This is a genomic window from Actinophytocola gossypii, from assembly GCF_025165815.1.
Lineage (GTDB): Bacteria > Actinomycetota > Actinomycetes > Mycobacteriales > Pseudonocardiaceae > Actinophytocola > Actinophytocola gossypii.
Window position 1 is genome coordinate 208,170 of record NZ_JAFFZE010000023.1, and the last position, 21,469, is coordinate 229,638.

At 72.2% G+C, this 21,469-nt stretch carries 22 protein-coding genes and 1 pseudogene; 9 read left to right on the forward strand and 14 right to left on the reverse strand.

Annotation, left to right across the window (positions count from 1 at the left end; all coding sequences use genetic code 11):
• Positions 1–33 precede the first annotated feature (33 nt).
• Positions 34–1,059 carry an SDR family oxidoreductase gene (locus tag JT362_RS29225; protein ID WP_260195061.1) on the reverse strand — a complete coding sequence of 342 codons (1,026 nt, stop codon included), beginning with the start codon at positions 1,057–1,059 and terminating at the stop codon, positions 34–36.
• A gap of 82 nt (positions 1,060–1,141) precedes the next feature.
• Between JT362_RS29225 and JT362_RS29230 the strand changes: the two genes are divergently transcribed.
• The gene (locus JT362_RS29230) at positions 1,142–1,981 is read left to right on the forward strand and encodes a helix-turn-helix transcriptional regulator (RefSeq protein WP_260195062.1); all 840 of its coding nucleotides are present in this window, start codon (positions 1,142–1,144) and stop codon (positions 1,979–1,981) included.
• Here JT362_RS29230 and JT362_RS29235 read toward each other — a convergent pair.
• Positions 1,946–2,338: a contact-dependent growth inhibition system immunity protein gene (locus JT362_RS29235; protein WP_260195063.1), complete on the reverse strand. Its 393-nt coding sequence runs from the start codon at positions 2,336–2,338 to the stop codon at positions 1,946–1,948. The genes JT362_RS29230 and JT362_RS29235 overlap by 36 nt on opposite strands.
• 50 nt (positions 2,339–2,388) lie before the next feature.
• Between JT362_RS29235 and JT362_RS29240 the strand changes: the two genes are divergently transcribed.
• Together JT362_RS29240 and JT362_RS29245 are read left to right on the forward strand one after the other, a co-directional pair.
• Positions 2,389–3,036: a GntR family transcriptional regulator gene (locus JT362_RS29240; protein ID WP_375546575.1), complete on the forward strand. Its 648-nt coding sequence runs from the start codon at positions 2,389–2,391 to the stop codon at positions 3,034–3,036.
• A complete protein-coding gene (locus tag JT362_RS29245; protein WP_260195065.1) occupies positions 3,033–4,037 on the forward strand; it encodes a 1-aminocyclopropane-1-carboxylate deaminase in 1,005 nt (334 codons plus the stop codon). The genes JT362_RS29240 and JT362_RS29245 overlap by 4 nt, the downstream gene beginning before the upstream one ends.
• On the opposite strand, the gene JT362_RS29250 is transcribed toward JT362_RS29245, so the two are convergent.
• The 3 genes and pseudogenes from JT362_RS29250 to JT362_RS29260 form a co-directional block, all read right to left on the reverse strand.
• Complete coding sequence (locus tag JT362_RS29250) at positions 4,016–5,899, reverse strand: chondroitinase-B domain-containing protein (protein ID WP_260195066.1); 1,884 nt, start codon at positions 5,897–5,899, stop codon at positions 4,016–4,018. The genes JT362_RS29245 and JT362_RS29250 overlap by 22 nt on opposite strands.
• A 71-nt stretch (positions 5,900–5,970) precedes the next feature.
• A pseudogene (locus JT362_RS29255) lies at positions 5,971–6,669 on the reverse strand (ABC transporter permease); the annotation flags it as partial.
• Between the two features lie 141 nt (positions 6,670–6,810).
• Entirely contained in the window at positions 6,811–7,773 is a 963-nt protein-coding gene (locus tag JT362_RS29260; protein ID WP_260195067.1) for an ATP-binding cassette domain-containing protein, read from the reverse strand.
• Positions 7,774–7,862: 89 nt separating this feature from the next.
• Between JT362_RS29260 and JT362_RS29265 the strand changes: the two genes are divergently transcribed.
• Positions 7,863–8,639, forward strand: coding sequence for a TetR/AcrR family transcriptional regulator (locus tag JT362_RS29265; protein ID WP_260195068.1), 777 nt, complete (start codon positions 7,863–7,865; stop codon positions 8,637–8,639).
• A gap of 10 nt (positions 8,640–8,649) precedes the next feature.
• On the opposite strand, the gene JT362_RS29270 is transcribed toward JT362_RS29265, so the two are convergent.
• From JT362_RS29270 to JT362_RS29285, 4 genes are read right to left on the reverse strand one after another with little or no spacing between them, the layout of a single operon-like run.
• On the reverse strand, positions 8,650–9,003 hold the full coding sequence (locus JT362_RS29270; RefSeq protein WP_260195069.1) for a hypothetical protein: 354 nt from the start codon (positions 9,001–9,003) through the stop codon (positions 8,650–8,652).
• On the reverse strand, positions 8,987–9,736 hold the full coding sequence (locus tag JT362_RS29275; RefSeq protein ID WP_260195070.1) for an SDR family NAD(P)-dependent oxidoreductase: 750 nt from the start codon (positions 9,734–9,736) through the stop codon (positions 8,987–8,989). The genes JT362_RS29270 and JT362_RS29275 overlap by 17 nt, the downstream gene beginning before the upstream one ends.
• Positions 9,729–10,940, reverse strand: a complete 1,212-nt coding sequence (locus JT362_RS29280; protein WP_260195071.1) for an AMP-binding protein — start codon at positions 10,938–10,940, stop codon at positions 9,729–9,731. The genes JT362_RS29275 and JT362_RS29280 overlap by 8 nt, the downstream gene beginning before the upstream one ends.
• The gene (locus JT362_RS29285) at positions 10,937–11,185 is read right to left on the reverse strand and encodes a phosphopantetheine-binding protein (RefSeq protein WP_260195072.1); all 249 of its coding nucleotides are present in this window, start codon (positions 11,183–11,185) and stop codon (positions 10,937–10,939) included. Before JT362_RS29285 ends, JT362_RS29280 begins: the two co-directional genes overlap by 4 nt.
• A 55-nt stretch (positions 11,186–11,240) precedes the next feature.
• On the opposite strand from JT362_RS29285, the gene JT362_RS29290 reads away from it, so the two are divergent.
• Positions 11,241–11,753, forward strand: coding sequence for a GNAT family N-acetyltransferase (locus JT362_RS29290; RefSeq protein ID WP_260195073.1), 513 nt, complete (start codon positions 11,241–11,243; stop codon positions 11,751–11,753).
• 58 nt (positions 11,754–11,811) lie between these two features.
• Here JT362_RS29290 and JT362_RS29295 read toward each other — a convergent pair whose 3' ends face one another.
• Positions 11,812–12,147 (reverse strand): hypothetical protein, encoded by a 336-nt coding sequence (locus tag JT362_RS29295; RefSeq protein WP_260195074.1) that lies wholly within the window; start codon positions 12,145–12,147, stop codon positions 11,812–11,814.
• A 148-nt stretch (positions 12,148–12,295) separates the two neighbouring features.
• Positions 12,296–14,005, reverse strand: coding sequence for an alpha/beta fold hydrolase (locus tag JT362_RS29300; protein WP_260195075.1), 1,710 nt, complete (start codon positions 14,003–14,005; stop codon positions 12,296–12,298).
• Between the two features lie 118 nt (positions 14,006–14,123).
• Between JT362_RS29300 and JT362_RS29305 the strand changes: the two genes are divergently transcribed.
• The 3 genes from JT362_RS29305 to JT362_RS29315 are packed head-to-tail and all read left to right on the forward strand — an operon-like array spanning position 14,124 to position 16,374.
• Positions 14,124–14,792: a response regulator transcription factor gene (locus JT362_RS29305; RefSeq protein ID WP_260195076.1), complete on the forward strand. Its 669-nt coding sequence runs from the start codon at positions 14,124–14,126 to the stop codon at positions 14,790–14,792.
• The gene (locus JT362_RS29310) at positions 14,786–15,931 is read left to right on the forward strand and encodes a sensor histidine kinase (RefSeq protein ID WP_260195077.1); all 1,146 of its coding nucleotides are present in this window, start codon (positions 14,786–14,788) and stop codon (positions 15,929–15,931) included. Before JT362_RS29305 ends, JT362_RS29310 begins: the two co-directional genes overlap by 7 nt.
• The gene (locus JT362_RS29315; protein WP_260195078.1) at positions 15,928–16,374 is read left to right on the forward strand and encodes an SRPBCC family protein; all 447 of its coding nucleotides are present in this window, start codon (positions 15,928–15,930) and stop codon (positions 16,372–16,374) included. The genes JT362_RS29310 and JT362_RS29315 overlap by 4 nt, the downstream gene beginning before the upstream one ends.
• Before the next feature lie 6 nt (positions 16,375–16,380).
• On the opposite strand, the gene JT362_RS29320 is transcribed toward JT362_RS29315, so the two are convergent.
• The 3 genes from JT362_RS29320 to JT362_RS29330 are packed head-to-tail and all read right to left on the reverse strand — an operon-like array spanning position 16,381 to position 19,750.
• A complete protein-coding gene (locus JT362_RS29320; RefSeq protein WP_260195079.1) occupies positions 16,381–16,680 on the reverse strand; it encodes a hypothetical protein in 300 nt (99 codons plus the stop codon).
• A complete protein-coding gene (locus tag JT362_RS29325) occupies positions 16,677–18,305 on the reverse strand; it encodes a choice-of-anchor M domain-containing protein (RefSeq protein WP_260195080.1) in 1,629 nt (542 codons plus the stop codon). Before JT362_RS29325 ends, JT362_RS29320 begins: the two co-directional genes overlap by 4 nt.
• Positions 18,302–19,750, reverse strand: a complete 1,449-nt coding sequence (locus JT362_RS29330; RefSeq protein ID WP_260195081.1) for a choice-of-anchor M domain-containing protein — start codon at positions 19,748–19,750, stop codon at positions 18,302–18,304. Before JT362_RS29330 ends, JT362_RS29325 begins: the two co-directional genes overlap by 4 nt.
• Before the next feature lie 157 nt (positions 19,751–19,907).
• On the opposite strand from JT362_RS29330, the gene JT362_RS29335 reads away from it, so the two are divergent.
• Positions 19,908–21,467, forward strand: coding sequence for a carboxylesterase/lipase family protein (locus JT362_RS29335; protein ID WP_260195082.1), 1,560 nt, complete (start codon positions 19,908–19,910; stop codon positions 21,465–21,467).
• The last annotated feature ends 2 nt before the right edge of the window (positions 21,468–21,469 follow it).

A 21,469-nucleotide genomic window follows, 5' to 3' on the forward strand; every position in this document is an offset into this window, starting at 1 on the left:
ACGTGCGCACCCCACCCGTTCCGATCGACCGGGTCAGCCGCGGGAGAACTGGCGGGTGATGAGGTCCTCGGAGACTCGCCAGACGCGTCGGGCGTCGTCGGTTCCGCGGAGGCGGGTGTAGAGGGGCTGCTCGGCGGGTGAGCCGCCGAGGTTGCCGAGGCCGCTCGGGCCGTAGAGCGTGCCGGGCTTGGCGTCCGGGGACGTCGCGGCGTAGAGGGCCGGGAGCTGGGCGGTGTCGACGGTGCCGACGAGGACGCCCCGCGCGGACAGGGCTCGGATGACGCGCACGCCGAGGGTGTCCCTGGTCCGACCGACCTCGGGACGGGCGGCGAGCAGGTTGGTGGGCGCCACCCCGGGATGGGCGAGGTTGCTCGTGATGCCCCAGTCCCCCTTCGCGCTGCGCCTGGCGAGTTCGAGGCCGAAGAGGCCGAGGGCGATCTTCGACTGGCTGTAGGCCTTGCCGCCGTTGTAGGACCGTTCCCAGTTCAGGTCGTCCCAGTTGATGGCGTTACGGTTGGCGGCGATGCTGATCTGCGACGTGACGCGGGCGCGGCCGGCCCGCAGCAGCGGCAGCAGCTGGGTGACGAGGGCGACGTGACCGAGGTGGTTCGTGCCGAACTGCAGCTCGAAGCCGTCCGCGGTCGTCTGGCGGTCGGGTGGGGTCATGACGCCCGCGTTGTTGACGAGGATGTGGATGGGCCGGTCCTCCTCGCGCAGCGTCTCGGTGAGGGCAGCGACCGAGCGCAGGGACGACAGGTCGAGCGCGCGAAGCGTCACGTTCGCGTCGGGGGTCTGCCGGCGGATCGCGGCGATCGCGGTCTCGCCCTTGGTCCGGTTGCGGACGGGCATGACGACCTCCGCCCCGGCCGCGGCCAGCCGGCCGGCGATGCCGAGGCCGACGCCGTCGCTCGCGCCGGTGATGACGGCGCGCTTGCCGGTCAGGTCCGGTACGGCGATGTCGATCTTCTTCCGGGCCATCTGGACTCCCTGCTCGTCGTGGTGTGCCTCCACCGTGGTCCAGTACGCGGTGTCTATCCAGGACTCGTCGGTCCGCGTCACCGGAAAGTGGGATGGGCGGTCCGTGGTTACCGGTTCGCGCGGAGGTTAGAAAGGGAGGCGACACCGGGGAAGGGAGCAGCTGGTGATCGACCGCGCCGGTCTGGCGGCGTTCCTGCGGCATCGCAGGGAGGCGCTGCTGCCCGAGGACGTCGGTCTCCGGCGTGGGCCGCGGCGCAGGACCAGCGGCCTGCGGCGCGAGGAGGTCGCGGCGCTGTGCAACATGTCCACCGACTACTACGCGCGGCTGGAACAGGAACGCGGGCCGCACCCGTCCCCGCAGATGATCGCGGCGATCGCGCAGGGTATGCACCTGTCGCTGGACGAGCGCGACCACCTGTTCCGGCTTGCCGGGCACAGCCCGCCCACGCGTGGATCGGTCAGCGAGCACGTCACTCCCGGTCTCGCCCGGATCTTCGACCGGCTGCGGGACACGCCGGCCGAGATCGTCACCGAGCTCGGGGAGACCCTGCGGCAGACCCCGCCGGGCGTCGCGCTCACCGGTGACGCGACCCGGTACAGCGGGCCGGATCGGAGCCTCGGCTACCGGTGGTTCACCGATCCGGCCGCCCGGGCGCTGTACGAACCGGGCGACCACGACTTCCTGGGCCGGATGTTCGCCTCCGGCCTGCGCGAGGTCCTCGCCCGGCGCGGACCCGGCTCACGCGCGGCGCACTACGCCGAACTGCTCATCGCCAGGAGCGAGGAGTTCCGGACCGTGTGGAGCGCGCAGGAGGTCGGCATCCGCCCGAACGAGGTCAAGCGGTTCGTCCACCCCACGCTCGGTCCCCTGGAACTGCACTGCCAGACGCTGCTCGACCCCCACCAGTCCCACCAGCTGCTGGTCTACACCGCGACACCGGGCACCGAGAGCTACGAGAAGCTGCGACTATTGTCCGTCATCGGCACGCAGACGGTCCCCTAGCGCCCGGAGCCGACGACCATCGTCCGTGTTCGGAGAAGCCTCGGCGAGAACCGACGCGAGCCGCTGCCGTTCCGGCTCCAGGTCGTGCCACGCGGTGTCCGGTAGCCGCACCACCGCGTTGAGAAGGTCCCCGGGGTAGCAGTCACCCTGGGCCAACGGATCCGCGCACAACACCCGCACGGCTCGCGGGAGCAGCGCGGCCACTCCGATGGCCTGTCCGAGCATGATGCGCAGGTCCTCCACCGTGAAGTCCACGACGGCTTTGCGCCGCAGCTCCGCGCACCGCCGGACGAGGTACGTCGCGTCCGGGGACGGCTCGGGCCAGACGTCCCGCTCGAGCTGTTCGATCGTGGACACTCGCCGACCCTATGGCAGGCACGTGGGCCAGGTAAACTAACATGTTAGATGTGAGCCCGCTGCCGAAGATCGCTCGTCCGCTGTTGCGCGACGAGGCGTACGACCGGATCCGGCACGCCATCATCGACGGGAGCCTCGCGCCGGGGGCTCCGCTGCGGGACGCCGAACTGGCCGGTGAGCTGGGCCTTTCCCGCGCACCCGTGCGACAGGCCCTGCTGCGGCTGGCCGAGGACGGGCTGGTCGAGTCCAAGCCGCAGAGCTACACGCGGGTCGCCCGGTTCGCGCCGGACGACGTGCGTGACGCGGTGCGTCTGGTCCGGACGCTCCACGAGTTCGCGGTGCGGGAGGCGCTCCCCCGCCTCGCGCCACCGGACGTGGCCGAGATGCGCGCGGCCAACGAACGCTTCGCCACCGCTGTCGACGCCGGAGACGTCACCGGCGCGATCGCCGCGGACGACGACCTGCACGACGTTCCCGTCCGCGCCTGCGGGAACCGCGCGGTCGCCGCGACCCTCGACCGCTACACGCCGTTGCTGCGACGTCTCGAGCACGCGCGGTTCGGTTCGCTGCCCGCGCACCGGTCGGTGCGGCGGCACGCGGAGCTGATCGAGGCGATCGCGGCGGGCGACGCGGCCACCGCCGTCCGGGTCACGTCGACCATCTGGACCGACCTCGAAACCCTTCTGGAGACGCCATGAGTCTTGCCGACTTCGCTCGCTTCCCGCTGCTGATCGGGCCGTCGCCGGTCCATCGGCTCGATCGGCTCACCGAGTACCTGGGGGGCGCGACGGTGTGGGCCAAGCGCGAGGACCTGAACTCGGGGCTCGCTTACGGGGGCAACAAGACCAGGAAGCTCGAGTACCTGGTCGCGGACGCGCTCGCGCGGGGCTGCGACACGCTCGTGTCGATCGGCGGGGTGCAGTCGAACCACACCCGGCAGGTCGCCGCGGCGGCGGCTCGGGCCGGGCTCGCGGCCGTGCTGGTGCAGGAGAGCTGGGTGGACTGGTCGGACCCGCTGCACGACCGGGTCGGGAACATCCAGCTCTCCCGGATCCTCGGCGCCGACGTGCGACTGGTCGACGCGGGATTCGGCATCGGCTTCAAGGAGAGCTGGGAGCAGGCGCTGCGGCAGGTCGAGGATCGCGGCGGCACACCGTACGCGATCCCCGCCGGCGCCTCCGACCACCCGCTCGGCGGGCTCGGGTTCACGAACTGGGTCGCCGAGGTGGAGCGCCAGGAGCGGGAGCTCGGCGTCCACTTCGACACGGTCGTGGTGTGCTCGGTCACGGGAAGCACCCAGGCCGGGATGCTCGCCGGGGTCGCGTCGAGCGGGCGGCCGCGCCGGATCCTGGGCATCGACGCGTCGGCAAAGCCGGCCGAGACGCGGGAGCAGATCACCCGGATCGCCAGGGCCACGGCGGAGTTGGTCGGGGCGCGGGCGATCGAGGACGCGGAGGTGCTGCTGGACGAGCGCTACCACGCCGGCGTCTACGGCATCCCGGACGAGTCCACTCTGGACGCTATCCGCACGGTCGCGCGGCTGGAGGGCATGATCACCGATCCGGTGTACGAGGGGAAGTCGATGGCCGGGCTGATCGACCTGGTGCGTCGCGGCGAGATCCCGGCCGGCTCGAACGTGCTCTACGCCCACCTCGGCGGGCAACCCGCGATCAACGCCTACTCCAGCGTGCTCGGCTGACCGTACAGGGCGACCTCGCTGACGCTGGTCCAGTCGTTGTACGTGTTGCCGTAACCGACGATCCGCACGTAGCGGGCGGCGGCGCCGCCGAGGTCGTAGGTCTCCATCGCACTGGTGGTTCCGCCGCTGCGGTGGTCGGCCAGCGCGATCGTCCAGTCGGTGCCGTCCGAGGAGAGTTCGACGTCGAAGGTCTGGACGCGGGTGTCGCCCTGGTGCCAGGCCACGTCGAGGGTGTCGACGGTGTGCACCGAGCCGAGGTCGAACCGGATCCACACCCCGTCGCCCTCGTCGGACCAGCGGGTGGACAGGTCGCCGTCGACGGCGTTCTCCGGGACGTTGCCGTCGTCACCGCTGGCGGTCACGTCCGTCACCGGTAGGACGGGGGTCTCCGGGTCGTCGGGCTCGTCGGGGTCTTCGGGGTCGTCGGACTCCCCCGCGTCCGGGCCGACGTCGGCGGCGGTGAGCGGGCCGCGGGTGACCGGGGCGGTGGAGTGCTCGTCGGCGCCGGTGTCGGGGGTGCCGGTCCTGGCCTGGCCGTCCATGTCGTCGGTGACGACGTCGTGGTCGCCGGTGCCGGCGTCGACCGCCGGGCTGTCGGCGCCGATCCGGTGTACCGGGTCGTCCTGGACGAGCAGTGGATCGGCCACCTCGACGCCGTCGGACGGTACGTCGCCGACGGTGGCCGAGCCGGTGGGCCAGGCGATGTTGCCGGCATAGGTCATGTTCTCCGGCGTCATCAGCTCGTTGAACAGCTTCCCCTCGCCGCCGGTCACCACGTTGTCCGCGATGACCGAGTCGACCGGGGCGAGGTCGTAGTTGGCGCCGATCTCGATGTTCGACACGTTGTCCACGAACGTGTTGTGCACGATCGTGGCCCGGTAGACGCGGAAGTGCGCGGACAGCGCGCCGTCGGTGTCCACGTCGCCGCCGTCGACCTGGAGGGCGGCGTCGTAGCCGGAACCGGTCAGGCCCTCGAAGTGGTTGTTGTAGACCAGGTGGTCCTGGCCGTACAGGCGGATGCCGCCGGTTCCCTCCTTGCCGCCGCCGAGGAAGAAGTTGCCGTAGAACCGGCCGCGGTTGCCGTGCCGCTGGGTCAGCGTGCCCTGCGAGGTGAGGAAGGTGTTGTACCGCACCACGTTGTCGTTGCTCTTGACCGAGACGATCTCCGGGTCGCCGTCGCAGTTCTCGAACAGGTTCGACTCGATGATCGTGTGCCCGTCGGACTCCGAGATGGCGCTCTGCCCGACCCGGATCGCCTCCATCTCGTTCTCCGCGCGCGGACCGATGTCGCGGAAGTGGTTGTGGTCGATCCGGTCGTACTGGGACTGCTCGGTCTCGGACCCGTCGATCGTGATGAAGTTGCCGAGCTCGTGCTTGTCCTCGAACAGGTTGTGGTCGATCCGGTTGTGATGGCTGTTCTCACCCTGGATGATCACCCACTTCAGCGACTCCTCCTCGGTGAGCCGGAAGTGGTTCCTGGTCAGGCGGACGTGGTTCGACCCGGTGATCTTGAGCGTGTCGCTGTTGGTCCACTGCAGACCCTCGAACGTCACGTACGACGAGTCGAGAACCTCCAGCTGGCCGTCGGAGACGACCGCCTCGCCCCGGTTCTCGGCGACGACGACGATCGGCGCGGACTCGGTGCCGTGCCGGTCGCTCACCTCGCCGATCTCGTAGTCGCCGTCGGCCAGCACGATCCGGTCGCCCGCCACGGCGCCGGCCAGAGCCGCGGCCAGCTCGTCGGAGTCGCCGACACGGATCTCGTCGGCGGCCGCGCCCGCGCTGCCGGAGACGGTGAACGTGGCCAGGACGGTCGCGGCGACACACGCCGGAACCAGCCGGCCGAACAGGGTCCGCTTCATGGACCTCACAGTGGTACCGATCGCGGTCTCGTCGTCACCCCGTGTCACCTTCCTGCCAGTCGGGATGGCGGTCAGCGGCCGAGGCGCTGGTATCGCCAGACCGACAGGGTCAGAAACACCACGGTGATGCCGGCCGGCCACAGCAGGGACATCAGGAGGGCGTTGTTCTCGATCCACGCGTCGCCAACCGGGAGCGGGTTGCCGAACAGGTCGCGGGTCGCGTTGGCGGTGGAGGAGATCGGGTTCCACATGGCCACCGCGCCCAGCCAACCGGGCATCAGCGACGGCGGGGTGAACACGCTGGAGATCATCGTGAACGGGAATACCAGCGCGAACATCAGGATCGCGGTCTCGGCGCTCTTCATCAGCAGGCCGAGGAACACGCCGACCCAGATCAGGGCGAAGCGCAGCAACAGCAAGAGCCCGAACGCGCCGATCGCCGCCGGCACGGTCTCCGCGCGCCAGCCGACGACGTGGGCGACGACCACGATCACCGTGAGGTCCAGCAGCGACTGCACGGTGTCGGACACGCCGCGCCCGGTGACCACCGCGGACGGGGCCATCGGCATCGAGCGGAACCGGTCGATGAAGCCGCGTTCCTTGTTGAACGCCATCGCCCACGCGGTGCTCATGCACCCGAACGACATGACCATCGTGAACAGGCCCGGCATCGCGAACCGCACGTACTGCTCGTGGCTGCCGGTGCCGTCGATGTTCATGGCGCTGCCGAAGACGTACACGAACATCAGCACCATGACGACCGGGAAGACGACGGCCCCACACGAGGATCGCCGGCTCCCTGACCAGGTTCAGCAGTTCCTGCCGGGCCACCGTCCAGCAGTCGACGACGGCCCAGTAGAGCCTGCGCTCCGGCTCGTCCTCCGTCGACACGACCGAGCCGGCCGGGACACTCACGCCGGCACCTCCTCGGCGCCGTGCCCGGTCAGCTTCACGAACGCCTCGTCGAGGGTGGGTCGGCGCAACCCGATGTCCTCGACCTCGATGCCGCTCTCCTGCAACAGGGTCGCCACCGCGGTGAGCGCGGCGACCCGGTCGTCCACGGGTGCGTGCACCCGCAGCGCGGCGGCGTCGACGACCGGCTGTTCGGACGTCACGCGCGCCACGGTCTCGGCCGTCCGGGTGAGGTCGTCCGGCCGCATCGCGACGACCTCGATGCGGTCGCCGCCCAGGGTCCGCTTGATCCCGGCCGGGGTGTCGTCGATGACCTTGCGGCCCCGGTCGACGACCGAGATCCGGTCCGAGAGCCGGTCGGCCTCGTCCAGGTAGTGGGTGGTGAGCAGCACGGTGGTGCCGCCGGCGGTCAGCTCGCGCACCGCGGCCCACACCTCCATCCGGCCGCGCGGGTCGAGGCCCGTGGTCGGCTCGTCGAGGAACAGCACGTCGGGCGCCAGGATCATGCTGGCCGCGAGGTCCAACCGCCTGCGCATGCCGCCGCTGAACCTCCTGGGCGCGACGGTGGCGACGTCGGACAGGCCGAACCGCTCCAGCAGCTCGTCGGCGCGGCGCTTGGCCCGCCGGGTCGTGAGGTGGAACAACCTGCCGAACAGCACCAGGTTGCCGCGCGCGCTGATCCGGTCGTCGATCGCGGTGTTCTGCCCGGTGAGGCCGATGCGCCCGCGCACGGCCCGCGCCTGCCTGCGGACGTCGAGGCCGCAGACCCGGGCTTCGCCGCCGTCGAAGGCCAACAGCGTGCACAGGATGCGCACGGCGGTGGTCTTGCCCGCGCCGTTCGGCCCGAGCAGGCCGTGCACGGTGCCGGGCCGGACCGCGAGGTCGAGCCCGTGCAGCGCGACGCGCCTGCCGTACCGCTTGTGCAGGCCCTCGGCGAGGATCGAGTACTCACGGGAACTCATGGGACCCCAGGTGAACTAGGATGACTGAGTACGCTGTACGTGGATATTAGAGTACTTTGTACTCAGATAGCAAGGCGGGATCTCGTGGCATGACGAAGGAGTGGGCGGGCGCGGGCGATGTCGGCCGCACCCTGGAGCTGTTGTGGAGCGGCGTCGGCGAGCCGGAGACCGGCGGGCCGACCAAACCGGGGCCGAAGCGCAGGCTGAGCATCGAGCGGATCGTCACGACGGCCGTGCGGCTCGCCGACACCGGCGGCCTCGACGCGCTGTCGATGCGCAACGTGGCCGCCGAGCTGAACGTCGGTGTGATGGGCCTCTACCGCTACGTGCCGAGCAAGGCCGAGCTGATCGACCTCATGATCGACCACCTCAACGGCCCCGCCGACGAGCTGAAGGCCCACCGGGACGAGGACTGGCGCACGATCATGCTGTACACCGCGCGCAGCATCTGGCAGCTCTACAGCGAGCACCCGTGGCTGCTCCAGGTGGGCAGGTCGCGCACCGTGCTCGGCCCCAACACGGTGGCGGGCCTCGACTTCGCGCTCGGCGCGTTCAGCGGGACCGAGCTGACGGACCGGGAGAAGACCGCCATCTTCAGCGCGGTCGAGCACCACGTCACCGGCGTGGCGCACGCACACCTCCTCCGCGAGCAGTCCGCCCAGCACACCCGGCTCTCCGAGGACGAGTTCTGGCACGTCCAGCTGCCCTACCTGGAGAAGGCGCTGTCGACCGGCATGTTCCCGCGGCTCGCCGAGCTGACCGACGAGGACGCGTTCGCCGCGGACGGTCTGGAGTCGATGCTGTTCGGGGTGAACGCCCTGTTGGACGGGATCGAGCGCCAGCTCGAGTCCCGCCGGGGCGGCTGACCGTCGGGCCTCAGGTGCCGGGGAACGCCACCGACACCACGACCTCGTCGATCACCGTCGTGACGACGTCGAGTGGTCCCGGGTCGAGGCCGTGTTCGGCGAGCCACAGGGTGATCGGGACGTCGGCGAGCTTCGCGGCGCACTCGGTGCGGGTCCAGCGGGGCCAGAACTCCTCGGGGGAGGCGCCGTACCGGGCGGCCAGTGCGGGCGGGACGCGCTGGTCGGCGAGTTCGGCGTCGATGACCGCCCCGGGCGGGCCGTACCAGCCGACCACGCGGCCGTCGGCGAGGTGGGAGCGGGTGACGGCGTCGGGCAGCGAGCCGCCGATGCGGAGGTGGCGCTTCGCGTCAGACGGAGCCGGCACCGTCGATCACGATCGTCTGGCCGTTGATGTTGGTGTCCTCCAGCAACAGCATGCGCACGACGGGCACGACCTCCTCCGGCGTGGTCAGCCGCCCGGACGGGGTCCGCCGCAGGATCGCGTCGAGCTGGTTCTGGCCGAGCACCGCGGACATCTCGGAGGCGAAGAAGCCAGGAGCCACCGCGTTCGCCAGGACCCGGCCGGAGAACTCCCTGGCGAGCGACCGGGTCGCGGCGTCCAGGCCGCCCTTGGTCGCGGAGTAGGCCACCAGTCCGGGGTACCCGCGCTGTCCGCAGATCGACGTCACGTTGACCAGCCGGCCGCGCCCGCCCTTGCCGAGCAGGCGGCGCAGCCAGAACCGGGTGAGCAGGAGCGGCGCGGTCAGGTTCGTCTCGACGATCCGCTCGATCCGGTCAGCCGAGGTGTGCACGTGCAGCGAGTCCTGGCCGATCGCGGCGTTGTTGACCAGGGCGTCCACCACGCCGAGCTTCGCCTCGACCTCCCGGACGAAGGCCTGGCCGGCGGCGGCGTCGGTGATGTCCACCGAACCGACGTGGGAGGTCTCGGGGAAGCGGGCGGAGAGGTCGACGAGCTCGGGGGTGACCGTGCGGGCGAACGCGGCCACCCGCACCCCGCGCTCGAGGAGATCGGCGACCATGGCCAGGCCGAGGCCGCGCGAGGCACCGGAGACCAGCGCGACGGTCGCCGGCGGCACCGGGGTGAGCTCGTCAGACATCGCTCTTCAGGGTCTCCTTCGCCGGGATGGCCGCCAGCAACCTGATCCTGCGGGGAACGCCGGGTTCGGGCAGGCGCTCCCGGCACCACCGGCCGAGCTCGGCCTCCGTCGCCGGGTCGTCGACGGCGCCCGAGTCGAGCACCACGTCGGCCACGACGAGGCTGCCGACCAGCGGGGACCGGCGACCGCGGACGTGCGCCCAGGCGACCTTCGGGTGGCTGTGCAGGACGTCGCGGACCACGCCGGCCGAGACCTTCGCGCCGCCGACGTTGATCTCGTCCGAGTCGAGGCGGCCGGTGATGAGCACCCGGCCGTCCTCGATCACGACCGCGTCGCCGGTACGCACCGCGCCGGCGAGGCCCGCGCCGTGGTGCGGGGAGGAGACGACCAGCTCGCCGTCCTCGACGCCGAGGACCGGCCTGCCCTCGACGCGGCGCTCCAGCCACTCGACCGGGAAGCCGGCGCGGCCGTCGTGCACCACGATCGAGGCGCCCACCTCGGAGGACGCGTAGATCCAGGAGATCCGCGCCTCGGGGAAGACGTCGCGGAGCTGGTCCAGCACGGCCTGGTCGACCGGCTCCCCGCCGACGGTGATCTGCTCGAGCGGCACCTCGGCGAGCCGTTCCCGGTCGGCCATGATCGTCCGCCGCCAGAACGTCGGCGTGCCCGAGGCGGCGGTGACGCCGTACTCGACGCCGGCGTCGACCCAGCCGTCCAGGTCGGCCGGGTCGACCACGACGAGGTCCTGGCCGGGGGTGCCCAGGGCCAGCGTGACCACCTGCCACCAGGCGTAGGTCCCTGGCGAGTACGGGCACAGCCAGCGTCGTGCCGGCAGCGGGCCGGAGACCGTGGTCAGCGACGACAGGGTGTGGCCGATCCGCTTGGGCCTGCCGGTCGAGCCGGAGGTGAGGAGCCACAGGCGCCCGTCCTCCGGGGCCCGTGCTGGGGCACCGCTCGTCCCGGCCACGGTGAAGCCGTCCGCGCGGAGTTCGTCCAGCAGGTCCGACCCGAGCCGCCCGGCGGCGACGACCAGCAGCTCGGCCCCGGTCCGGGCGTGTGCCAGCACGGGCGCGAGCGCGTCGAAGGAGGAGTGCACGGCGACCACGGCCGGTGCGGGGAGGTCGACGTGCGGGAGGTCCGCCCAGGTCGTCCGGGTGCCGGTCCGGACGTCGACGAGGAGGTTGCCCGCTCCGGCCGGGTTCACTGGTCCGCGATCTCCGTCATCAGGTTCAGCACGTCGCCCACGGTCCTGATCTGGCGCAGTCCGGCGGCGTCGAAGTTCAGCTCGTCGTCGACCTCGTCCTCGACCCGCAGGACCAGCTCGGAGAAGTCAAGCGACCGGAACCCGAGGTCGGCCAGCGCGACGGTGTCGTCGTCGGGTAGGGACTTCCCCTGGGCGCCGAGGACCTCGCCCATCAGCGTCCGGACGCGATCTCGGGACACGTGCATGGCCCGCAGACTAGCGTTGCGGCGGAACGGTCATCCGACCCACCAGGAGGCAGGCATGCTGCGTCCCGCCGAGGAGCGCGACGTGGAGGCCATGCGTGCGTGGCGCAACCAGGATGCCAACCGCGAGGTCAGCATCAACTCGCACGTGATCGGCGCGGCCGAGCACCGGGCGTGGTGGGAGCGGGTGCGGTCGGACCGGACCCGGCGGGTTCTCGTCTTCGAGTACGACGGCCGCCCGCTGGGCGTGGTGAACTTCTTCGACATCGACATCGACATCGACGCCGGCTCCGCGCACTGGGGTTTCTTCCTGGACAACGAGACCACCACCGCCGAGGGCACCGCGATGCTGGCCTGGATGGCGGTGATGCGGGAGGCCACGGACTACGCGTTCACCGAGCTCGGGGTCGACGTGCTGCGCGGCGAGGTGCTTGCCGACAACGAGGCGGTGCGGGTGATGAACCGCCGGTTCCGGTTCACCGAAGGTGATCCCGAGGCGCGCGAGGCGGACGGGCGGACCATCACGGTCATCCCGATCAGCCTGCGTCGCGAGGACCGCCGGCGGCGGTGATGCCGCGCTCCGGCCCGAGGGCTCAGCGGGGTCCCGCGTCGCCCGTGGCCGCCCGAACCTACGGCGAGGTGATCCACACGGTGCAGTCGGCGCAGCCCTTGTGGTGGGCCACCTCGATGCCCTTGGCGGGGTCGATCGTGATCTTGGACGGGTCGTGTTGCCAGGAGCCCCACTTCCCGCCGGACTTCACCCGGAGCCAGGCGTGGCCCGCACAGGAGCTACCGCTCTTGCGGGTGTAGGCGTAGTCCCCGTTGTTCGCGGTGTACGCCATGTAGGTGGTCTTCTTCCCGTCGCAGACGCGGGTGATCTCCACGCCGTAGGCATGCGCCGGGACGGCCATCAGACCGAGCATGGTCACGGTCACGGCCAACACGGCCCCGATGCGTGCTTTCATTCGCCAACCCCCTTGGTTCGTCGGAACGATCTCCCCCGGGGCGACCACAAGTGACGGTCCCCCCCCGGCCTCGTGGTCAGCGTAGGAACGGGACGACCGCGGTGCTGTCAGGCGAACACCGGACAGCACCGCGGTGGCCGCGCCCCGGTCAGTGCCAGAGGGAGCGGTGCGCGAAGGCGTCGGTGAGGCGGGCCTCCTTGCTGTCCGACGGGGAGTTCCCGGCGTGCGTGGGCGCGTCGTCGGGCGGCACCGGGGGCGGCGGGGCGGCGGCGCACTCCGACCTGGACGGCGGGAGCACGCCGTCGATCAGGTACTTGTCGATCTTGTCGGTCACGCAGGTGTTGGCGCCGTAGTGGCCGTGCATGCCGCTGTCGCGGACGGAGATCAGCTGGTTCCCCAGCTCCGCAGCCATCGCGGGGCCGCCGTCGTACTGGGTGGCCGGGTCGCCGTCGCCCTGGATCACGACGCCGGTCGGGTAGCCGTCGCGCTCCAGCGACACCAGCGGCTCCGGCGGGGTGAAGGACCGGAACGTGCAGTTGGTCGGCGCGGCACCGATCACGCCGCTGCCGTTGTTGTCCGCGTACGGGTAGCGGTCGCGGTACCGGCGCATGTCCTCGTAGTAGGTCTCCAGGTCGGTCGGCCAGTCCGCCTCGCAGGTGACCGTGTCGTACACGCCGGGGTCGACCTCGCGGATTCCGTCCTCGTACAGCATCCCGATCGCGGTGCTGGTGTCCTCGGACAGCGCGGTGCCCTCCGACGCCGCCCGCCGGACCTCCGCCACCACCTCGGCGGTGACGTCCCAGACCGGCCGGGACTGGGTGGCCATGGCCAGGAACCGGTCCAGTGCGCCGCGGTCGAACTCCTTCGGCCAGAAGCCGGGCCAGTCGTCGGGCCGCTCGCGGTCCAGCGGGACCGCCCGGTCGGCGAGTTCGGCGGCCAGGGCCTCGGCGGTGGCGAGCACCTCGTCGCGGGTGGTGCCCAGGTGGTAGGTGTCCTCGCGTTCGGCGACCCACGCGGCCCACTGCTCGACGTTGAACCGGACCCCCACGGACTGCTGGAGGGCCTGTTCGCGCCAGAGCCAGTCGGGGTGGATCGACGAGTCGAGGACGCTGCGGTTCAGGCCTTCGGGGAACAGGCTGCCGTAGACCGCGCCCAGGTAGGTGCCGTAGGAGTAGCCCAGGTAGTTGATCTTCCGCTCGCCGAGGACGGCGCGGATGACGTCCATGTCCCTGGCGGTGTTGGCCGTGTTGACGTGCGGCCGCATGCCGCCGCCCGCGCGCCGGCAGGCGTCCTCACGCGCCCTGGCGTAGGCGGCGTAGGCGGCGAACTCGTCGTCGCTCGGCCGGGTGTCGCGGGGCCTGGGGTCCGGGACGTGTTCGCAGTACAGCCGCGAGGAACGGCCGACGCCCCTCGGGTCGAAGCCGATCAGGTCGAAGTGCTCGGCGATTCCGAAATCCCTGGCGCCCAGCGGCATGGACAGGCCGCCGCCGCCGGGACCACCGGGGTTCAGCAGCAGCACCCCCTTGCGGTCCTCTTGCTCACCGGCCCTGATCCGGCTGATCTGGATCTCCAGGCTGCCGTCCTCGGGTGCCCGGTAGTCCAGCGGCACGGTCACCATCGCGCACTCCATGAGGCCCCACTGGCCCTTCCACGGATCGATGATGATGCCGTCCTCCCATTCCTCCGAGGGATCCGGCGGTGGCGGTTCCGGACACCGCTGCCACTCGACCGGCTGGTCGTAGAACTCCGCCAGCCCGTCCGCGGCGGCGCCGGTCGGGGTCACCACGGTCACCAACCCCGCCGTCACCCCGGCCACGAGTACGGCCCCCGCGAGGGCCTTGCGCCGTGCTCTGTTCACCGTTCGTGCTCCTCCCTGCTCGATCTCGGTGACCGGACGGTATGGACGGTGGTGTTTCACGGCCATTTCGCCGCCGGGCGTTATGCCGGTGAAACACCGGCGTCGTTAGCGTGCCGGCATGCGGGTGCTGGTCGCGGAGGACGAGGAGACGCTCGCCGGGTACATCGCGGAGGGCCTGCGGGACCGGTCGATGGCGGTCGACGTCGCGCACGACGGCACCAGCGCGTTGGACAAGCTCGGCACCGAGAGCTACGACGTGGTGGTGCTGGACCGGGACCTGCCCGGCGTCCCGGGCGACGAGATCTGCCGGCACCTGGTCGACCGCGGCGGACACACCCGGGTGCTGATGCTCACCGCGCTCGCCGACGTCGCCGACCGGGTCGCCGGCCTGCGCCTGGGTGCCGACGACTACCTGGGCAAGCCGTTCGACTTCGACGAGCTCGTCGCCCGGCTCGACGCGCTCGGTCGCCGGACCCGCCCGGCGGTGCCGCCGGTGCTACGCCGGCACGGCGTCACGCTCGACTCGGCACACCGCGAGGTGCGCCGCGACGGGCGGCCGATCGCCCTGTCCAACAAGGAGTTCGGCGTGCTGTCCACTCTGATGGCAGCGTCCGGGGCGATCGTCAGCGCGGAGGAGCTGCTGCGCGTCGTGTGGGACGAGCACGCCGACCCGTTCACCAACGCGGTACGGGTGACGATGTGCCGGCTGCGCGCGAAGCTCGGCGAGCCAGGGGTGATCGACACCCTGCCCGGGGTCGGCTACCGGATGGGCGGCCCGGGGTGCTGAGCCGGCTCACGCTGCGCTGGCGGCTCACGCTGCTGCACACCGCCGTGTTCGTGGTCGCGGCCGCCGTCGTGGTCGTGCTGGTCTACCTGCAGAACCGGGTGATCATCATGAACATCGACGTGTCCGGCGAGGCGGGCCCGATGGGGTCCACCGGCCGGGCGACCGGGCGGGAGGGGGAGCCGACCGAGGCGATCGCCATCCAGCGGAACGAGGCGTTGGGGAGCCTGCTGACGCAGTGGATCGTCGCGCTGGCCGCGGTGACCGTGCTCGCCGGGCTGCTGGCCTGGTGGGTCACCGGCCGGGTGCTGACCCGGGTCCGGCGGATGACGAACCAGGCCAGAGGCATCTCCACCGCGAACCTGCACGAGCGGATCGCGCTGCGGGGCCCGGGCGACGAGCTCAAGGAGCTGGCCGACACGTTCGACGACCTGCTCACCCGGCTCGAGAACGCGTTCGACGCGCAGTCCCGGTTCATCGCCAACGCCTCGCACGAGCTGCGCACCCCGCTCGCGGTGGCGCGCACGACACTGCAGGTCGGGCTGGCCGGCGGTGACCCGGAGCGGGTCGCCCGGGTGCGGGCGGAACTGTTGCGCAACAACGATCGCTGTGTCGCGTTGATCGACGGCCTGCTCACGCTGGCCAGAGGGGAACAGGGCGCGCACCGGCGGGAGCCCGTGGACCTCGCCGACGTGCTTCGCGGCCTAACGGCGGAGCCGGACGGGGACCCGCGCCTGCGCGTCGACGCGCCCGCCACGTGCCGGGTGCTCGGCGATCCGGTACTGCTCGCCCAACTGGTGGGCAACCTCGTCGACAACGCGACGCGCTACAACGTGCCCGGCGGTGAGGTGCTCGTGGAGCTGGACACCGTGGGGAACCTGACGGTCGCCAACACCGGGCCGGAGGTGGGCGAGGTGGACCGGCTGTTCGAGCCGTTCCACCGGGGTGTGGTGCGGACGGGCCGGACCGGGGCGGGACTCGGGCTGTCGATCGTGCGCGCGATCGCGCTCGCGCACGGCGGTGCGGTGGACGCGCGGCCGCGGCCCGGCGGCGGTCTCGTCGTCGAGGTGTGGATCCCGCCGGGTGACACACCGGAGTGGACGCGCGGGCCGGCGGAGCCGGTATCTACTGTGGACGCATGAGCGAGCGGCGGATTTCGGCGACGCGCGTGGTCGACGCGCCGGCCGAACGGATCTTCGACCTCCTCGCCGATCCGGCGAAACACCCGCTGATCGACGGCTCCGGCACGGTGCGCGGGTCGCGGAGCACCGGGCCGAGACGGCTGGAGCTCGGCTCCCGGTTCGGCATGGACATGCGGATCGGGCTGCCGTACAGGATCCTCAACACGGTGGTCGAGTTCGAGGAGGGCAGGCTGATCGCCTGGCGGCACTTCTCCGGGCACCGGTGGCGCTGGCGGCTGCGTGACCTCGGCGACGGCCGTACCGAGGTGACCGAGACGTTCGACTGGTCGACCGCCCGGTTCCCGCGTGGTATCGAGCTGCTGGGCTTCCCGGAGCGCAACCGGAAGGGCATCGAGGCGACTCTGGAGCGGCTCGGCCGGGTCGTGCGGAGCGAGGAGCGCTGAGCGGCGTCAGCGGCGGCCGGTGGCGAGGATCGTCGGGTGCACGAGGTAGTAGCCGGGGTCGTCGAGGACGTAGCGGGGGCTGCCGGGCGTGAGCAGCTCGATCGCCTCCGCGATGTCCGCGTCGGACATGCCGGCCGCGGACCGCCGCAGCTCCGGCCACACCGCCGACCCGAGGTAGGGCCGCACGCTCGGGTCCGCGTCGACGGGGAAACCGACCCGCCTCTCGACGGCGGGCGCGACGAACTCGCGGTTCGTCCGCAGGTAGGCGGTCAGCGCTGCCAGGGCGTCCGGTGTGGACCCGGTCATGCCGACCCTCTCGACCGGCGCCGGACCAGGGTCAGCGCGGCCGCGCCGCCGGCGAGCAGCAGAGCGCCGATGGACACGAGGGTGGCGAGGCCGCCGGTGCCGGTGTGGGCCAGGTCGGTGCTGGCCTGGGGCACGGGCCTCGGGTCCGGGTCGTCGGGTTCGGGAGCGGGAGGCGGCGGCGGGGCGTTGTCGCCACCGCCGCCGGTGCAGTGGCCGCCGAGCGCGGTGGACGGGTCGACGTCCCCGACGGCGACGGTGTACGTGTCGGTGTCGGTCAGCGTCTCGCCCGAGGTGCGGGTGGCGGTGACGGTGAACGTGAGCCGGTAGACGCCTTCCTCGGTGAAGGCCCAGTTGGCGTGGGCGTGCGTACCGAGCGGGACGGCCAGCGAGTCGGGCAGGCCGTCGGTGGCGTCGAACAGCACGGTGGGGCGCAGGCCGGTGAGGAACATGGCGACGTTGCCCGGGCCGTCCACTTCGGTCAGGGAGATGTCGACGTCGCCTGCGACGGTGTCGGCGCCGAGCTCCTCGGTGTTCCAGCCGGCCCAGACCACGCCGGGGACCTGGGTCTGCGGGATCAGCCAGACGGGCTCCCCCGCCGGCCCGAGGAAGGCGTAGCCGGGGTCGTCGGGGATCGAGTTCCGCGCCGAGGGCACGACGTGCAGGACGACGGCGTCCGGGTCACGCCAGACCTCGCGGTGCGGACCGGCGGTGCCGTCCTTGAGCTGGTTGACCAGCCGGTCGTCGAGCAGGCGCGGGGCGATCGCGTCGACGTGGCCGTCGTCGAGCACGACGCAGCCGGCGGCGGGCGTGGACGTGGTGGTCGTGGTGGTGGGGGTGGTCGTGGTGGTGGTCGTTGTCGTCGTGGTGGTGGTGGTCGTCGGGGGTGGTGGGATGGTGGTCGTGGGGGGTTCGTCGCCCTGGCCCGGGTCGACGGTCGTGGGGTCGAGGTCGCCGACGGCGAGGGTGTAGGTGGCGGTGTCGGACAGCGGCTCGCCGGTGGCGGCGGTCGCGGCGACGGTGAAGGTCAGCCGGTAGACGCCCTCGGCGCCGAACGTCCAGTTGGCGTGCGCGTGGGTGCCGAGGGTGAGGGGGTAGGTCTGGGGCAGCGGCTGGTTGGTGTCGAACACCCTGGGCAGCGGTTCACCGAAGCTGCCGGTCTGGAACACGGTCATGGCCCCGGGCGGCGCGGAGCCGCGCTCGTCGCCGGTGACCGCGTCGAGGGTCCAGCGCACCGAGTCGGGGTCCACCTGGGACGCGTCGAGGTCCTCGGTGTTCCACCCGGTCCACACGACGCCCTCGGCCTGCTGCTGCGGGACGATCCACAGGTCGGCGCCCGGCTCGCCGAGGAACGCGTACGCGGGGTTGTCCGGCACCTGGGTCCGGGCGGCGGGCCGGACGTGCGTGACGACGGTGCCGGGGTCGCGGTACACGGGGGCGTCGGGGCCGCTGCCGTCCTTGTACCGGAGTCGCAGTCCGCCGTCGCCGGTGCCGTCGACGATGCCGGGGGCGACCAGGTCGACGTGCCCGTCGTCGACGACCACGGTGTCCTGCGCGGCCGCCTCCGGGAGGGTGGCGGTGAGCGGCACGGCGACGAGCAGGGCGAGGACGGCGACGGGCTTCCTCATCGGCTCGCCTTCCTGGTGACGCGGAGGGCGACGGCGCCGAGGGCGAGGAGCGCGGCTCCGCCCAGGGTCAGCGGCAGCACGCCGCCGACACCGGTGTAGGCCAGGTCGCGGTCGGGGGTGCCGGATGCGTTCGGCCCGTCCGGGCCGCCCGGTCCGCCGGAGCCGCCGCCGGGGGGCGCTGTGCCGTCGGTCTCGGCGTCGCCGACGGTGAAGGTGTAGACCTCGGAGTCGGTGACCGTGCGGCCGCCGGTCAGCTCGGCGGTGACGTCGACGGTGAGCCGGTAGACGCCCTGCTCGGCGAACGCCCAGTTGGCGTGGGCGTGGGTGCCGAGCGCGATCTGGTGTGTGTCCGGCAGCCCGTCGGTGCTGTCGAAGATCACCGTGCTCTCGCCGAACGAGCCGGTGGTGAAGACGCCGAACGCGCCTGGGCCGTCCACTTCGGTCAGTCGCCAGCGGACCGGGCCGGCGACCTGGTCGGCGCGCAGTTCCTCGGTGGACCAGCCGGCCCAGAGGATGCCGGTGCTCTGCTGCTGGGGCAGCAGGAAGACCTCGTCGCCCGGGTTCCCGAGGAAGGCCAGGGCCGGATCGTCGGGGAGTTCGGCGGCGGTCTCGGGCTTGGCGTGGAACGTCACGTCGGCCGGTTCGCGCCAGTGCACGCGGCCGCCGGACCTGCCGACCGTGCTGCCGTCCTTGACCTGGATCTGGAGCGCGCCGTCCACGAGCCGGGGCGCGACCGCGTCCACGTGCCCGTCGTCGAGGACGACCCGGCCGGGGGTGGTCGCCGGCGGCTGGGCTTTCGCCTTCGCCTTCGCCTTCGCGGCACGCGGCGCGGCCGGGGGCGGGGACTGGGGCTGGGACTGGGGCTGGGACTGGGGCTGCGGGTTCTCGGACGACGGCGGTGCGGCGGCCTGGGCCACGTCGATCCGGTACCGCTCCTGGGTGCGTACCGGCTCACCGGTCAGCAGGTTGGCCTCGACGGCGAGGGTCAGGGCGTAGGGGCCGGGCTCGGGGAACGTCCAGGTGGTGGAGCCCCGGTCGCCGACCGGCAGGGTCAGCGGCGGCGCCTGGACGCCGGCGGGGCCGTCGGTGCTGGTGAGGCGCAGCCGCACGGTGTCACCGAAGACCTCGCCGGCGGCGATGTCGCTGGTGTCCCACCCGACCTCGACGCCGTCGTCGCCGAGTTCGGTGGTGTAGAGCAGCGTCGAAGGGTCCCGTTGCCGGCCCGTGCCGTCGTCGGCGCCGAGCCGCACCGACTCGCCGTCGAGGGAGATCGCCGCGACGTCGACCCGGCCGGCGTCGAGGGGGTGCTCGGCCAGGGTCGACGCCGCGTTCTCCTCCGTGACATCCGCCGTGACATCCGCTGCCGCGGGTGCGGCCACGGAGAGCATCGCCACGGAGAGCATCGCGGCCGCGGTGGCGGTCCGTGTCGGACTGGTCCGGAACACAGGTCTTCCCCTCGTTCGCTCACGATCGAATGTCCCCCGACGGGGTAGACCTTAACGTTTATGAGTATCGTTTTCAACAACTTCCCCGGATCGGTTGACCGCGGGATCCACCGAACTGCTGATGCGCGCGTGGGTCGGGGGCTGCCAGGGTGGGCGCATGCGAACGCTGTGTGTGGTCCTGTTGTCGGTCGCCGCCGTCATCGGCGCGCTGGTTCCCGCCACGGCGGCCGTGCCAGGGGCGCTGGTGCGCACGGACGACGGCTGGCTGCGCGGCACCAGCGGCCCCGGCTACGAGCTGTACCAGGGGATCCCCTACGCCGCGCCCCCGGTCGGCGCGCTGCGCTGGGCCTCGCCACGGGCGGCCGCACCATGGCACGGGATCCGGGACGCGACCCGGCCCGGCCCCCGCTGCCCGCAGCACGCCACCCCGGGGAACGCGCCGAGCGCGACCGAGGACTGCCTCTACCTGAACGTCACCGCACCCGCTCGCGCGCGCCACGCGCCCGTGCTGGTCTGGTTGCACGGCGGCAGCCTGACCAACGGCGCGGGCAGCGACTACGCCGCGCGCCGGCTGGCGGTACGCGGCCGGATGGTGGTGGTGACCGTGAACTACCGGCTCGGCAACCTCGGGTTCTTCGGCCTGCCCGGGCTCGAGAACGGCGGCGCGTTCGGCGTCGAGGACCAGCAGGCCGCACTGCGCTGGGTGCGGCACAACGCGGCGGCGTTCGGTGGCGACCCGGGCAACGTGACGCTCGCCGGGGAGTCCGCCGGAGCGCACTCGGTGTGCGCGCAGCTCGCCTCCCCCGGCGCCGCCGGCCTGTTCCACCGGGCCGTCGCGCAGAGTTCCCCGTGTCCGACCGGCCTGCTCGACGGCAGCACGTTGCGGCCGCTGCTCGACGTGCCGTACTTCGTGCCGGCGGAGTGGCACGAGGCCCACGGCACCGAGGTCGCGCGTGAGGTCGGCTGCGCGGACGCGGACCGGGTGCTGGCGTGCCTGCGGGACAGCCCCGTCGACGCGCTCCTGCGCGCCGGCACGCTGCCGCTGCCCGCGTACGGCACAGCGGTGCTGCCCGAGAACCCCGTCGATGTGTTCACCGAGGGCCGGCAGCACCGGATGCCGCTGCTGACCGGCGTGACGCGGGACGAGGGCACGCTGTTCAGCCCGCTGGTGCTGCCCGACCTCACCGAGGAGAACTACGCGTCCGCTCTGGACGGCCACTTCGGACGGTTCGGGTCACGGGTCGCCGAGCGGTACCCGCTCGATGCGCACGGCGGCTCGGCCCACCAGGCGGCAGCGGCGGTGATGAGCGACCTCGACTGGGCGTGGCCGCAGCACGACGCCGAACGCGTACTCGGCGCGGTGATGCCCACCTATGCCTACGAGTTCCTGGACCGCACCGCGCCGCCCATCCCGGACTTCCCCGGCGGTCTCGACCCGCTCGCGTCCCACGGCTCGGAGGTGGCCTACCTGTTCGACGCGCCCGCCGCCGTCGAGCCGCTGACCGCGCGCCAACGCCACCTGGGTGACCGGATGATCCGCTACTGGTCCCGGTTCGCGGCCACCGGTGACCCGAACGCGCCGGGCCTGCCGGGCTGGGCGCCGGTCACCCGGGCGAACCACCACGTGCAGGGCCTGGACCTGGTGCCGCGCGGGATCGGCGCGTTCGACCGGGCCACCGCGCACGACCTCGCGTTCTGGGAGTCGCTGCGCCCCTGACG